This is a genomic window from Providencia sp. wls1943, from assembly GCF_009706275.1.
GTDB lineage: Bacteria > Pseudomonadota > Gammaproteobacteria > Enterobacterales > Enterobacteriaceae > Providencia > Providencia zhijiangensis.
Window position 1 is genome coordinate 38,920 of sequence record NZ_WLTU01000021.1, and the last position, 14,841, is coordinate 53,760.

At 45.0% G+C, this 14,841-nt stretch carries 10 protein-coding genes; 4 read left to right on the top strand and 6 right to left on the bottom strand.

All coding sequences use genetic code 11. From position 1 onward, the window contains the following. Positions 1-14: 14 nt before the first annotated feature. Positions 15-1,043 carry a DNA-binding transcriptional regulator CytR gene (gene cytR / locus GKR48_RS10935; protein ID WP_272522221.1) on the bottom strand — a complete coding sequence of 343 codons (1,029 nt, stop codon included), beginning with the start codon at positions 1,041-1,043 and terminating at the stop codon, positions 15-17. Between the two features lie 289 nt (positions 1,044-1,332). After that, entirely contained in the window at positions 1,333-3,531 is a 2,199-nt protein-coding gene (priA, locus tag GKR48_RS10940; RefSeq protein WP_154628109.1) for a primosomal protein N', read from the bottom strand. A gap of 225 nt (positions 3,532-3,756) precedes the next feature. On the opposite strand from priA, the gene rpmE reads away from it, so the two are divergent. Next, complete coding sequence (gene rpmE / locus GKR48_RS10945; protein WP_036950864.1) at positions 3,757-3,972, top strand: 50S ribosomal protein L31; 216 nt, start codon at positions 3,757-3,759, stop codon at positions 3,970-3,972. 99 nt (positions 3,973-4,071) lie between these two features. Here the strand turns inward: rpmE and GKR48_RS10950 are convergent, their stop codons facing one another. The 3 genes from GKR48_RS10950 to metJ form a co-directional block, all read right to left on the bottom strand. After that, complete coding sequence (locus tag GKR48_RS10950) at positions 4,072-4,812, bottom strand: outer membrane protein (protein ID WP_154628110.1); 741 nt, start codon at positions 4,810-4,812, stop codon at positions 4,072-4,074. A 257-nt stretch (positions 4,813-5,069) separates the two neighbouring features. Next, positions 5,070-5,708, bottom strand: a complete 639-nt coding sequence (locus GKR48_RS10955; protein WP_336431149.1) for an outer membrane protein — start codon at positions 5,706-5,708, stop codon at positions 5,070-5,072. A gap of 224 nt (positions 5,709-5,932) precedes the next feature. After that, entirely contained in the window at positions 5,933-6,250 is a 318-nt protein-coding gene (gene metJ / locus GKR48_RS10960; protein ID WP_036950870.1) for a met regulon transcriptional regulator MetJ, read from the bottom strand. A 325-nt stretch (positions 6,251-6,575) separates the two neighbouring features. On the opposite strand from metJ, the gene metB reads away from it, so the two are divergent. The 3 genes from metB to ppc all read left to right on the top strand — a co-directional run bounded on the left by metB (position 6,576) and on the right by ppc (position 13,192). Then, entirely contained in the window at positions 6,576-7,730 is a 1,155-nt protein-coding gene (gene metB / locus GKR48_RS10965; RefSeq protein WP_154628111.1) for a cystathionine gamma-synthase, read from the top strand. A 17-nt stretch (positions 7,731-7,747) separates the two neighbouring features. Beyond that, the gene (locus GKR48_RS10970; RefSeq protein ID WP_154628112.1) at positions 7,748-10,189 is read left to right on the top strand and encodes a bifunctional aspartate kinase/homoserine dehydrogenase II; all 2,442 of its coding nucleotides are present in this window, start codon (positions 7,748-7,750) and stop codon (positions 10,187-10,189) included. Positions 10,190-10,552: 363 nt separating this feature from the next. After that, on the top strand, positions 10,553-13,192 hold the full coding sequence (ppc, locus tag GKR48_RS10980; RefSeq protein WP_154628113.1) for a phosphoenolpyruvate carboxylase: 2,640 nt from the start codon (positions 10,553-10,555) through the stop codon (positions 13,190-13,192). 62 nt (positions 13,193-13,254) lie between these two features. Here ppc and gadC read toward each other — a convergent pair whose 3' ends face one another. Beyond that, positions 13,255-14,793: a glutamate:gamma-aminobutyrate antiporter gene (gadC, locus tag GKR48_RS10985; protein WP_154628114.1), complete on the bottom strand. Its 1,539-nt coding sequence runs from the start codon at positions 14,791-14,793 to the stop codon at positions 13,255-13,257. Positions 14,794-14,841: the final 48 nt, after the last annotated feature.

Sequence of the window (14,841 nt, forward strand, 5' to 3'; positions counted from 1 at the left end):
CTTAACGATTTTGCCTAGCATTTAGGCGCTTTTGTACTCTCTCTAACGATTAAATCAGAATCTAGGAGACGAGAACCTGCGGTGACACTATTTCCGTGTAGCTGTTCTAGCAATAATAGCATCGCATGGCGACCAATTTCCTTGCGAGGGTGATTGATGGTCGTCAGTGCGGGTAATGTATATTTGGCTTGCTCAAGGTTATCAAAACCGACAAAAGAGATATCGTCGGGAATTTTCAAACCCATTTTCTTTGCTTGCCACATTGCACCGAATGCCATGATATCAGTATGGCAGAAAACGGCAGTGGGTGGCTCAGGTAAAGAAAGTAATGTTTTTAATGCTTCAGCACCGCTTTCATGAGAGAAATCCCCACGTACAATATAGCTCTCTCTCAGCCCTTCGCCAGTACGTAACATCGCTTTTTTATACCCTTCTAAACGGTATTGGCTATGTGGCATTTCTTCAGGGCCTGCGATACAAGCAATACGTTTATGACCTTGTTTTAGCAGATAATGGGTGGCATTGAATGCCGCGGTGAGGTTATCAATATGAACGGTTGGAAGTTTTAATTCTGGCGCGAATTCGTTGGCCATCACAATTGGCGGTAGGTTTTTTTGTTCTTCGGTTGAAACATCAAACGGTAAGTTAGACCCCAACAGAACCATGCCATCAATCTGTTTGGTAATGATCAGGTTAATAAAGGCATTTTCTTGTTTCTGCTGATGTTTACAGTCACCAATCAGCACAAAGTAACCTTCGTGGGCGGCCACTTCTTCAATGCCGCAGATCACATCGCTGAAGAAGGGATCGCTAATGTCTGGGACGATCGCGAGAATAGTTTTGGATTCATTGCGTTTATAGCTGCGGGCGAGGTTATGAGGATAATAGCCAACGTCTAAGACGGCTTGCTCAACTTTTTGACGTGTTTGTAGGGAGACTTTTTCAGGGTTCATCAATGTCCGAGAAACGGTGGCTGTTGATACGCCTGCTGCGTTCGCGACATCTTTCATGGTCGCCGTATTATTGTGCTTTTTACTTTCCACAACGCCTTCCTTTGTCTATTTAATCGATTGCTTTTTTTTGAATGGCGCAAACACGTCATTTTGCTAATTAAAAGACATTCTAAAGAGTTTCACAATAATATCTGTTACCTAGTTTGCATAAAAAGTGTGACTTGCATCATTTTTTAGAGCTGCCTCGCAAATTTTAAAAATAGTTATAGTGATAACCACTTAATCCAAATTCGTAATCCATGTGTTTATGGAAAAAATGACGGTTTAGTTATTGGAGTCAGTGAGTTACAGTACCTATTTTTCGGGTAAGTTAGTGGTGTTAACCGTCCGTAGGATCCACATCAATATTCCATTTTACCTTACGGCTTTCCGGTTGTTTTAGTAACTCAGGTAATAATTGCGCAGTAAACTGCTGGAGATAGGCGCGTGATGGATGCTGCAATAAAAGTTGCCAGCGAAAACGTCCGCCTCGTTTGGCTTGAATGGACGGTGCAGGACCTAAAATCCATAAGCGCGAGTCACTTTGTGGGTGTTGGCTAATATACTGGCGAACATTCTGTAAAAACTGCCGTGAATCCTGATTATTATGATCTTCAGATCGAATAAGAATGTGGCTAGTAAACGGTGGAAGCATTGCCACCCGGCGCTCTTCAAGGGCTTCTTCGGAAAAAGCGTTATAGCCACTTTCTAGTAAGGTGAGCAAAAGAGGGTGTTCAGGGTGGTGAGTTTGTAAGAACACTTCACCTTGCTTGCCTGCTCGTCCCGCTCGTCCAGAAACCTGTACATATAATTGTGCAAAACGTTCGGCAGCTCTAAAGTCACTCGAAAATAAGGCGCCATCGACATCCAGCAATGCGACGAGGGTCACATCTGGAAAGTGGTGTCCTTTCGCCAGCATTTGTGTGCCGATCAAAATTCGCGCGCCGCCTTCATGCACAGCATTCAAATGTTGCTCCAGTTCGCCTTTACGGCTGGTGGTATCTCGGTCGATACGAGTCACGGGTACATCCGGAAATAGCTGGGAAATCCCTTCTTCCAGTTGCTCGGTTCCCATCCCAACAGGGACTAAATGTGTTGATCCACATTGTGGGCATTGGCGTGGGACAGGGCGTTGGCTATCACAGTGATGGCAACGTAACTGATGAAAATTTTGGTGCAGCGTATAGTAATGGTCGCAACGCTGGCATTCCGCTATCCAACCACATTCATGGCAGATAAGTGCTGGGGAATAACCTCGGCGATTTAGAAACAAAATGACCTGATTATTTTGTGCTAGGTGATTTTTAATATGTTGGATCAGTAAATGGGACAGCCCAAATTTAAGTGGCTGTCCTTTTAAATCAATCAAATGCTGCTCAGCGGGGCGGGCATTACCTGCGCGGATCGTCAAATTTAATTGGCGATATTTATTCTGTTGCACATTGCTCAGTGTTTCGAGGGATGGGGTCGCCGTTCCCATGATAATTGGAATATTTTCTTTTTTTGCACGGAAAACCGCTAAATCACGGGCATGGTAGCGCCAGCCATCTTGCTGTTTATACGAACTGTCATGCTCTTCATCGATAATAATGATGCCAAGGCGGGCAAATGGCGTGAATAAGGCAGAGCGCGTCCCGATGATAATGCCGTTAGAACCCTGTTTGGCTCGTAACCAAACCGCTAAGCGCTCACTGTCATTGAGCGCAGAGTGCAAAACATCGACAGGTACATTAAAGCGTTCACGGAAGCGATTAATGGTTTGAGGCGTTAAGCCAATTTCAGGGACTAATACTAGCGCCTGCTTACCTTGAGCCAGAATATTTTCTAACACGCTCAGGTAGACTTCGGTTTTTCCCGATCCGGTGATCCCCGCCAGTAACCACGGCGAAAAATTATCATCTTCTGCGCGAATTGCGCCTACAGCGGTGGCTTGCTCGCTATTGAGTCGTAAACGTTCCCCACTCACGGCAAACTGTGATTGCCATTTTTCTGCAACTGGTTGAACAGGGTGCAACTCGGCATACTGTTTTTTCTTCAGTGCTTGCAGAGCGCTTTCACTGATTTCAAGCTCACCAACCTGATGGCGATAAACTGGGCGGCGGCGTAATAGCGCTAACGCTTGCTGCTGTTTTGGGGATCGTTTTAGTTCATTTAGATCCGCCGCCTGACCCTCTTCAGTTACTTGCCATTGCCAGATCGGCGTAAATTCTGCGGGCTTCCCTTGGCGCAGTAAGGTCGGCATCGCGTGAAATAGCACTTCACCAATTGGGTAATGGTAATATTGAGATGACCACAGCAGCAGTTGCCAGAGATCATCGGGGAACAGGGTTTGTGAATCTAATACCAGCTCCACGGTTTTGAGTTGGTCTTCGGGAAACTCGCTTTTATCGCTCAGATTGACAACTACACCAAGGGCTTGGCGTTTGCCAAAAGGCACCATAACCCGTCCACCGATAACGGGGACTGGCATATTTGCACCCAAGAGATAATCAAATGTGCGATTTAAAGGAACAGGTAACGCCACCTGAACGACGATCATAGCTGGATTTCCGTCTGTTTTTTGTACAAAAAGATGAGGGTATTCTGTTAGAGTAACACAAAAATCATGCTATTTTCATTGCGTGATAAACAGATTTTCTGTATGATCCGCCGCCTTTGGTATCAATTAATTTTGTTTTGCCAATAAACTAAATTTAATCAACACGACGTGTGGTGTCCGGCGTTAGGGCTGGAATGGCGACACGGCCTTATTAGAGGTTCTCCCATGAAAAAAGGTATTCACCCTAAATACGAAGAAGTTACTGCAACTTGTTCTTGCGGCAACGTAATGAAAATTAACTCAACAGCTGGTCACTCTCTGAACCTGGACGTTTGTGGTAACTGCCACCCGTTCTATACTGGTAAACAACGTGATGTTGCTACCGGTGGTCGTGTTGATCGCTTCAACCAGCGTTTCAGCATCCCAGGTGCTAAAAAGTAATAAAACCTGTCACGTTGAAGTTGATTTAACGTATTCAGTAAGAAAACCTGTTCAATTGAACAGGTTTTTTATTGCCTAAAATTTGCCAATCTCTGGAAGTTAAAAGCGGTAAGCAACTCCGAACATAAAATCATGGCTGGCTAGGTTGATGGTCGATGTTTCCGTCGCATCTTTATTGAAAGAGTTCGGCATGGAAATTTTGTATTTACCTGCTTCGGTAAATCGATAGCCCAAGTCAAATGAGAGGTTGTCATTGAAAGCATATCGGCTACCTAGCCCTAAACTCCATGCTAGCTTATTGATTCTATCTGACTTGGATTGATTCGAACTTTGTTTAACACCAGAAATTTCAAATTCTGAACGTTGTGTATTTTCATACCGCGTACTTGCCAATCCGAGCCCAAAAGAAATATAGGGCGTGAATGCGGTTTGGTTTTTCATATCATAGTAGCTATTTAACATGACTGTCGTTAGCGTTGCTTCGTTTTCCATATCAGAAGAGCCAGAATTACTGGCTGAATTAGAAAGTGCATTAAGGTTATGAGTATCGCTAACTTTCCCTCGCATACCCACTTCTAGCTCAGTGCGTATAGGCACTGAAAATTGAGGATAAAAATCATATCCAACACCAATAAAATTTCCAAAAGCAGGGTGACTTTTATCATTGAATTTTAGTGTTCTGAAATCAGATTGTTTTTCATTACTGTATTCGAATTTAGAATCATATATATTCAAAACTGATACACCAATTTTACTTGATATATATACGCCGTTATTACTGGATGCCATTGCTAAATTAGCAAACAACAAGCAACTCAAGGTTAAAAGTAAATTTTTCATTATTAAGCACCAGTTAATTATTTCAGACAGAAACCTAACTGGAGTATAAGTGATACGGGAAGGGCTATAATCAGTGTAAGAAACTTTGAGGTATTGAGCTAAAAAGTGAGAATAAAACGAATATTTTTTGGTTTTTAATGCTGAAAATGTCTTGCATTAAAGGATAAATATTTATCTTAATGTGAATATCTAGATTTAATATTTGATTTTGGAGTGAGCGCCTCAATAATATTTATTAAGGTGCTCACTGAAAATCCTTAGAAACGGTAAGTTACACCAAACATAATGTCATGGCTTCTGACTTTCACTTTTGAGGTGTTTTCTTGGCTATCTGCGTAGTAACTCGCTTCAGATTTTCCTGCATCTAAGAAGCGGTATCCCATATCTAATGAAACGTGATTATTCACTCTGTATTGTGAACCTAAACCGACGCTCCACGCAAAGTTAGTGGTTGTTTTGGATTTAGTGTATTTCTCGTGGGTGAACTGGTTTAAAGCGACAATATGCTCATTATAGTCATAACGCATTTTGTGGTTAATGCTTGCCATACCTAATCCGACGCTTACGTATGGGGTAAATTTAGTATCATTTTTGAAATCATAATAAGTATTGAGCATTACAGTGTTTAAAGTGATATCGGTTTTGACATCATCAGAGCTGCTGAAAACACCTGGGTCATTGGATGATTCGAGATTGTGGCTTGTGGAGGCTTTTTCTCTCATCCCAAATTCAAGTTCAGTGCGTAGAGGTAACGTGGTGCTTTTAGAAAAGTCGTAACCGACGGCAATGTTGCCACCGAAAACAGAATCATTGGTATTTCCGAGATTGGTTTTTTCAAATTCGTTATCACTGGTTTCCCATTTTTGATTGGAAATTTGAACGATTGAAGCCCCGATTTTACCTCAGACATACAGGCTTTCTGCCCCTGCAAAGGTTGTACTAGACACCAAACTGAGTAGAGATACGGCAACAATTGAAATTGCTTAACAGCATGAAGATAATGAAAATAAATGATGAGGGGTCAGCGGGTAAGAGTGCTATTTAGGTGAAATAGGTGACTAAGATAAGTCACACTCGACCCACATCAGTAAGCCGAGTGTTAAAGAAAGACGCAGAGGGATTAATATTCCCAAGTTTCTGGGTCAATACCTAGCTCGCGCATGATTTCTTTTGCTGCTTCAGGGATCTCATCATTACGTTCTTTACGCAAATCATCATCATCCGGCAGCGGTTGACCAGTAAACGCATGCAAAAAGGCTTCGCACAGTAATTCACTGTTAGTCGCGTGGCGCAAGTTATTGATCTGACGACGAGTACGTTCATCAGTTAAAATTTTCAGTACTTTTAAAGGAATCGATACTGTAATTTTTTTGACTTGCTCGCTTTTTTTGCCATGTTCAGCATACGGACTGACATATTCACCGTTCCATTCAGCCATGAGATACCTTGGATATATTCATTGATAATAAAATAATATACGAGTGTCAGTTTCCTGATCCTGAAGATGAATTTTTTTCAAGATACACTCAGCATACGGATTAAGAATAAAGGGCTTAAGTTATTATTTAATACATATTAAAATCAATAAATTAAGTCTTTTTATATGCCGGTAATGTGGTCTAACTATCCATTGGCACATAATTATTATGGCTGATTATTCCATTAGTTGTTATAAACGTAAAGAGGTTTAGACGTCTGGACATGTTGACGGCTAAATTTGCTTTGAGTATGATTTGAGCTATCCCATACTTGGAGAGACACTCATGACATACAAAGCATCCACTATCGCGATACATAATGGACTCAATGAAGACTCGCAATTTGGTTGCGTTGTTCCTCCCATCTATTTATCTAGCACCTATAATTTTACGGATTTCAATGAGCCGAGAACCCATGACTACTCCCGTCGTGGCAATCCTGGGCGAGATATTGTGCAGCGAACACTGGCACAGCTAGAAGGCGGAAGTGGTGCCGTGATGACTAACAGCGGGATGTCGGCTCTCCATCTATTATGTACCGTATTATTACAACCGGGTGATCTACTCGTAGCCCCTCACGATTGTTACGGCGGCAGCTACCGCTTATTTAACAGCTTGAGCCAAAAAGGCGCTTATCAGGTTGAATTTGTTGACCAAGGCGACGAATCTGCGTTGCAAGTTGCATTAGCGAGAAAACCCAAACTGGTACTCATCGAAACGCCAAGTAACCCGTTACTGAGAATTTACGATATTCAACATATTTCGACACTTGCACATCACGCAGGGGCTTTAGTGGTGGTAGATAACACATTTTTAAGCCCTGCATTACAGCAACCATTAGCGTTAGGCGCTGATTTTGTTGTTCATTCTTGTACAAAATATCTCAATGGTCATTCAGATATTATTGCGGGTGCAGTGATTGCAAAAGAAGAGAAATGGGCTCTAGAATTAGCGTGGTGGGCGAATAATATCGGTGTCACTGGCGGTGCATTTGATAGTTACCTGTTACTCAGAGGTATGAGAACATTGTTGCCTCGCATAAAACAGCAGCAGCATAATGCAGGTGAAATCGTAAAATATCTTAAAACTCAGCCGCTGGTGAAGAAAATATATTATCCTGCCTTGAGTGATCATCCGGGGCATCACATTGCTGCCGCGCAACAATCTGGCTTTGGCGCAATGTTAAGTTTTGAATTTGCAGGCGATGAAGCGCAACTTCGTCAGTTTTTACAGGCGCTGAGCTTGTTTACATTAGCGGAATCTCTCGGTGGTGTAGAAACCTTGATTTCCCATACGGCGACCATGACCCATGCAGGCATGTCTCCTGAAGCGCGAGCCGCAGCAGGTATTACTGATAGTTTACTGCGCATTTCAGTTGGTCTTGAAGATAGTCAGGATCTTATCGCAGATTTAAGCCACGCATTTAAGGTTGCGTCATAACGTTAGCGGAGTTTTTGATGAGTGCAATAACAGCATTTGAGGTGATCCCTTGTCACCGACAGTTACATAAGTTTGGGGGAAGTAGTTTAGCTGATGTGAAATGTTATCAGCGTGTCGCCACCATTATGGCGAACTACAGCCAACCCGGCGATTTAATGGTTGTTTCTGCGGCAGGGAGTACCACAAACCAGCTGATAAGTTGGCTTAAACTGAGCCAGAGTGACCGTATTTCTGCCCATCAAGTACAGCAAGCGCTACGCCGGTACCAGCAAGATTTGATTAGTGGATTACTGCCTGAAGAGAAGGCCGATGAGCTCAATCAGCTATTTGTTGCGGATTTAGAACGCCTCAGCGGGCTACTGGATAAACCTATCAATGATGCCACTTATGCAGAAGTCGTGGGGCACGGTGAAATCTGGTCAGCACGTTTAATGTCCGCAGTACTTGAACAGTTTGATATGGCGAGTGCTTGGTTAGATGCACGTGCATTTTTGCGCGCAGAAAGAGCCGCACAACCACAGGTGGATGAGGTTCAATCCCGCCATCTCTTACAGCAATTATTGGTGCAACATCCACAGCAACGTCTTGTGGTCACAGGGTTTATTTCCCGCAACCAAAAAGGTGAAACCGTCCTCTTGGGGCGTAACGGTAGTGACTATTCGGCTACCCAAGTTGGGGCATTAGCAGATGTCGGCAAAGTCACCATTTGGAGTGACGTGGCAGGGGTATACAGCGCGGATCCTCGCAAAGTAAAAGATGCTTGCCTGCTACCATTATTACGGTTAGATGAAGCCAGCGAATTGGCACGCCTTGCCGCACCTGTCTTACATACGCGTACTTTGCAGCCAGTTTCTGTCAGCAATATTGATTTGCAGCTGCGTTGTAGCTACCAACCGGAACAAGGCTCCACCAAAATTGAGCGTGTATTAGCGTCGGGTACGGGGGCAAAAATTGTCACCAGCCATAACGATGTGTGCTTAATTGAGTTGCGAATTGCCGCAGGGCGCGACTTTAACCAAATCTGCAAGGATGTAGATTTATTATTAAAACGCGTACAACTTCGCCCTCTGGCGCGAGGTATTCACCATGATCGCGCTATCTTACAACTGTGCTACACCTCGGAAGTGGTCGAAAGTGCATTGAATGTGTTGGAAGAAGCGGCATTGCCTGGGTCTCTTTCATTACGTGAAGGTTTTTCTCTGGTGGCTCTGGTCGGTGCTGGCGTGTGTAAAAAACCGCTGCACAGCCACCGTTTTTATGAAGAACTCAAAGGGCAGCCAGTTGAGTTTATTTGGCATTCAGAAGATGGCATTAGCTTAGTTGCGGTACTGCGCACCAATCAAACTGAGCATATTATTCAAGGCATGCACCAAAGCCTATTCCGCGCTGAAAAGCGCATTGGCTTAGTGCTGTTTGGTAAAGGTAATATTGGCGCCCGTTGGTTAGAACTGTTTTCGGTCGAGCAGCAAAATATTTCTGCTCGCAGTGACTTTGATTTTGTCTTGGCGGGCGTAGTAGATAGCCGCCGCAGTTTATTGAATTACCAAGGTATCGACCCAAGCCGCGCATTAGCTTTCTTTGATGACGAAGCAGTTGAACACCAAGACGATAATCTGTTTTTATGGATGCGAGCGCACCCTTATGATGACCTGATTGTGTTGGATGTCACCGCCAGCGGCGAGCTCGCCAATAGTTATGTGGATTTTGCGAGCTACGGTTTCCATGTTATCAGTGCAAACAAAATTGCAGGGGCGGCGCCTACTTCGCAATATCGTGATATTCGTGATGCGTTTGCGAAGACGGGGCGCCATTGGCTCTACAACGCGACCGTCGGCGCGGGGTTGCCGATCAACTATGCAGTGCGCGATCTCAAAGAAAGTGGTGACGCGATTCTGGCGATCAGTGGGATCTTCTCCGGCACATTATCGTGGCTATTCTTGCAATTTGATGGCTCTGTGCCTTTCAGTGAGCTTGTCGAGCAAGCTTGGCAGCAAGGATTAACAGAACCGGATCCTCGCATCGATTTATCTGGGCAAGATGTGATGCGCAAGCTCATTATTCTGGCGCGAGAAGCGGGCTATGATATCGAACCGGATGATGTGCGCGTGGAATCATTAGTGCCAGCGCAAGCGGAAACGGGCTCACTGGATGAGTTCTTTGAAAATAGCGCCGTGATTAACGATCAGATGCAGCAGCGCTTAGAAGCCGCGAAGGAGCTAGGATTAGTGCTACGTTATGTCGCGCGGTTTGATGCGGTGAAAGGTAAAGCAAAAGTGGGTGTCGAGGCAGTTAAACCTGAGCATCCGTTAGCCTCTTTATTACCGGGGGATAACGTTTTTGCCATTGAAAGCCGTTGGTATCGTGATAACCCATTGGTGATCCGCGGACCCGGTGCGGGTCGCGATGTGACAGCCGGCGCTATCCAATCTGACTTGAATCGACTTTCTCAGCTTTTATAAAATCAGCAACGCACGGGGTAGATAAACTCGTGCGTTCTCTTCATTTCTCAAATTTTCCCATTCCTATTTTATTCTTAAATAAGATTCATGACTTAAAAGTGCTGAATCGACGATAGATTGCGCTGAAACAATACTTAAATAAGAAAAATTAATAAAAATAGCGCTGTAATTAAATTTCAGAAAAATCACCCAAAGCGCTTTTTTTCTGATATGAATATAGGGTACAGGGTGAAATTCGCGGTCTGCATCACAAAACATAATTCTAGCCGACTGAAATTTTATTACAGGAAATCCAGCGCAGTTTGTTAACCGTTCACGAGAAGCGGGGTGGCATCCTGCCAACAGCACAAGATCAGGAGTCCCATGAATCAGCAATATTCCGCAATGCGCAGTAATGTCAGTATGTTGGGTAAGCTACTCGGTGATACCATCAAAGACGCTCTTGGTGAAGATATCCTCGATAAAGTCGAATCTATTCGCAAGTTATCCAAATCCTCCCGCGCAGGTAATGAAGTTCAGCGCCAAAAATTATTAATGACCTTGCAAACACTCACCAACGATGAGCTATTACCCGTTGCGAGGGCATTCAACCAATTCTTAAACTTAACCAACGTGGCGGAGCAGTACCACAGTATTTCTCCTCATGGCGAAGCGGCCAGTAACCCTGTTGCCTTACAGAAATTATTTGGGCGTTTAAAAGAGCACGATTTTAGCCACGGTGATATTCAAAAAGCCGTTGAAGAGCTTTCCATTGAGCTGGTGCTGACAGCCCATCCAACCGAAATCGCCCGCCGCACCTTAATTCACAAATTGGTTGAGGTGAACACCTGTTTATCCCAGCTCGATCATGATGATTTAGCGGATTACGAACGCAACAATATTATGCGCCGTTTACGCCAGTTGGTGGCGCAATCTTGGCATACCGATGAAATTCGTAAAATTCGCCCTACGCCAATCGATGAAGCGAAATGGGGTTTTGCGGTTGTTGAAAACTCATTGTGGGAAGGGGTTCCGGCATTTTTACGGGAATTCAATGAACAGCTCGAAGAGTCCATTGGGGCTGAATTACCTGTCGAAGCAAACCCAATCCGCTTTACGTCATGGATGGGGGGCGACCGTGATGGTAACCCGAATGTGACCGCGGAAGTGACTCGCCACGTTCTGTTATTAAGCCGCTGGAAAGCTGCCGATTTATTCTTGAAAGATATTCAGGTCTTGGTGTCGGAGCTTTCTATGACGGAAGCAACGCCAGAACTGCGTGCGCTGGCGGGCGGCGATGATGTGGATGAGCCTTATCGCCAAATCGCCAAAAATCTGCGTAGCCAACTGTTCTCTACGTTGGAATATTTAGAGCGCCGAGTGAAAGGCGAGCAAGTTCTGCCACCAGCGGATTTACTGACGGATAACGCACAACTGTGGGATCCGCTCTACACCTGCTATCAATCGCTCGTTGCTTGCAATATGAGCATTATTGCCAATGGCTCACTGTTAGATACGCTGCGCCGTATTCGCAGCTTTGGTCTGCAATTGGTACGTATCGATGTGCGCCAAGAGAGTACTCGCCATACTGAAGCGCTGTCTGAACTGACAGAATATTTGGGGCTGGGCAACTATGGCAATTGGTCGGAACAAGAGAAACAAGATTTCTTACTGACTGAGCTGCAATCTCGTCGTCCGCTGATCCCACAAGACTGGCAACCGACAGCAGAAACGCAAGAAGTATTCGAAACTTGCCGCGTTATCGCCAAAGCGAAAAATGATTCTATCGCCGCTTACGTGATCTCAATGGCGAAAGTGCCATCCGACGTTTTAGCCGTTAAGCTTCTGCTAAAAGAGGCGGGTGCTTCGATTAAATTGCCAGTTGCTCCACTGTTCGAAACCCTTGAAGACTTAAATAACGCCGAAAGTGTGATGACTAAGTTGCTCAGCATTGAGTGGTATCGTGAGCTGATTGATGATCGCCAAATGGTGATGATTGGTTACTCGGACTCTGCAAAAGATGCGGGTGTGATGGCGGCATCATGGGCGCAATATCGTGCACAAGATGCCCTAATTAAGCTGTGTGATAAAGAAGGTGTGAAACTGACACTGTTCCACGGCCGTGGCGGCACTATTGGTCGTGGCGGTGCACCAGCGCACTCCGCACTACTTTCCCAACCACCAGGAAGTTTAAAAGGCGGACTGCGTGTGACGGAACAAGGCGAGATGATCCGCTTTAAGTTTGGTCTGCCGCAAGTGACGATTAGCAGCTTGGCTATGTACGCGAGCGCTATCCTTGAAGCTAACTTACTGCCACCGCCAGAGCCAAAAGAAGAGTGGAAGGCGGTGATGAATTCGCTGTCTGATGTGTCTTGTGCGATGTATCGCGATTATGTGCGTGAACAGCCTGACTTTGTCCCGTATTTCCGTGCAGCAACCCCAGAGTTAGAGCTGGGTAAATTGCCATTAGGTTCTCGCCCTGCAAAACGCCGCCCTACTGGGGGCGTTGAAACCCTTCGTGCTATCCCTTGGATTTTTGCGTGGACACAAAACCGTTTGATGTTACCCGCGTGGTTAGGGGCAGGTGCGGCGCTAAAACATGTTATCGAAAAAGAAGGCAAGCAAGCGGTACTGGATGAAATGTGGCAAGAGTGGACATTCTTCAAAACCCGTATTGCGATGCTGGAAATGGTGTACGCGAAAGCCGATTTATGGTTGGCGGAATACTATGACCATTGCCTCGTTGAAAAACGTCTATGGCCACTGGGACAAAAGTTGCGTGACCAGTTATCCGAAGATATTAAGAGTGTTTTAGCTGTCTCTAAAGATGAAGCGTTGATGGCGGATTTACCGTGGATTGCGGAATCTATCGCGCTACGTAACGTCTATACTGACCCACTGAACGTATTGCAGGCTGAGCTATTACATCGCTCTCGCCAACAAGAGCATCCAGACCCGCGTGTGGAGCAAGCGTTGATGGTGACCATTGCGGGTGTCGCAGCGGGTATGCGTAATACCGGCTAACGATGAGTTTCTGTCAGTAAAAAGGCTGCCAATTGGCAGCCTTTTTCGTTTATGGTCGAACGTTATTTTTTGTTCTGATCATTATGGATCAGATGATAAGGCGAACGCGCCCGTGGATGGATAAAGAAATGGTTGGTTGGGGCATTATGAGTTTTGATATGCACCATGGAAACGTTAGTGGATTTTCCGGCTTTATTATGGAAAGCATAAATGACAAAGGGTAGCAGGAAGATTATCACAAAACTCACCGCTAGCAGCGTGACGTAAGTCGTATCATCTGCTCCGCCCGGCAATGAACTTGGCGGGAAGAACGATACCACAAATGCCAGAATTGAGATCACTAACCCAACAAACGCGATTAACAATTTAAAGCTTTTACCCCCCGGCACGTTGAATGCCCGTTTTTTATCAGATTGTTTGCAGACTAAATGCATATAACCGAGGAACAGCATAAAGTAGCTACACAGATAAATAACAACAGTTAATGCCAGCGCTATCAGGAAGGACATATTCCCGCCGCCGCCTGTGTTGGTGAGGACAATAATCGCCACCGTGGTGATCAGCAATTGGGAAATGACTAACGTGACTGGCACGCCATTTTTATTCACTTTGGCAAAGCTTTTCGGCAAAATTCCTTTTTGTGCAGCGACATACATCCCACGGGAAGGTCCCACAATCCAAGAGGCAATTTCCGCTAATACGCCGAGTAACAGTAACGCAGCAATAATCCGTACTGCCCACTCTAAGGTGGAATTAAAGTGACTAACGAGAACTTCAAAGGTTTGTACCACACCCGCAGACAGGTTGATTTCACTGTTAGGGATCACGGCTGCAACCGATAAACCACCAATAGAGCTTAAGCAAATCGCCGCAATCATTAGTAAGAACATTGCCGCAGGATAATCTCGACCAGGGTTTTTCATTTCGTTGACGTGGGTTGCTGAGGCTTCAACACCCATGTAACTGAGAATAAAGGCAACAAAGACCACTAATGTGCCGATTTGTGTGAAGTCAGGAATAAAGGTTTTTGTGCTCATCTCGATAGCTAAAGGGGCGCCGCTTGCCAAGTAGCTAATCGCTAGCCCAACGAGAATTAGAGCCGGTAATAAAATCCCAGCAAAGAAACCGACTTTTGCGATACTTGCTGTATATTTGGTTCCACCAAATTGGGTGAAAGCGAGAACCCATAAAATCACCAGAGCGCCGATGGTTTTGGTGACGGGATCGGTATTGAGTTCTGGCCAATTTAATATGTAGGATAGGGCGCCGAGTACAAAGTACAGCATCGGAATAAAGCCTATCGCAATTTGTAGATAACCAAATGAAATCGCCGCAAATCCCCAACGCTCTCCCAATGTGTTGGAAACCCACGCGAAAATCCCCCCTTCTTCCCAGCCTTCAACAGTCGCCATTTCGGCAGCACATAAGGCTACGGGGATAAACCATAGCAATCCCCCTAAGAGTAAAAAGAAAACTAAACTGAAACCCGATGTGGCGAATGTCGGATATTCATAGACCGCCATCACCATAGACGCGGTGATCGCAAAAAAACCTAACAAGGTGAGTTGTTTTGCGGCTGGAGCTGTTGTTGACGTCGCCATGCCTATTCTCCTGTCATATGTTTTACAAAGTCAGTCGGCGCATAAATG

Bases quoted from the DNA above. Each gene is read 5' to 3' on its own strand.
- metJ (WP_036950870.1), bottom strand. From the start codon at position 6,250: ATGGCTGAATGGAACGGTGAATATGTCAGTCCGTATGCTGAACATGGC.
- ppc (WP_154628113.1), top strand. From the start codon at position 10,553: ATGAATCAGCAATATTCCGCAATGCGCAGTAATGTCAGTATGTTGGGT.
- GKR48_RS10970 (WP_154628112.1), top strand. From the start codon at position 7,748: ATGAGTGCAATAACAGCATTTGAGGTGATCCCTTGTCACCGACAGTTA.
- rpmE (WP_036950864.1), top strand. From the start codon at position 3,757: ATGAAAAAAGGTATTCACCCTAAATACGAAGAAGTTACTGCAACTTGT.
- gadC (WP_154628114.1), bottom strand. From the start codon at position 14,793: ATGGCGACGTCAACAACAGCTCCAGCCGCAAAACAACTCACCTTGTTA.
- priA (WP_154628109.1), bottom strand. From the start codon at position 3,531: ATGATCGTCGTTCAGGTGGCGTTACCTGTTCCTTTAAATCGCACATTT.
- GKR48_RS10950 (WP_154628110.1), bottom strand. From the start codon at position 4,812: ATGAAAAATTTACTTTTAACCTTGAGTTGCTTGTTGTTTGCTAATTTA.
- metB (WP_154628111.1), top strand. From the start codon at position 6,576: ATGACATACAAAGCATCCACTATCGCGATACATAATGGACTCAATGAA.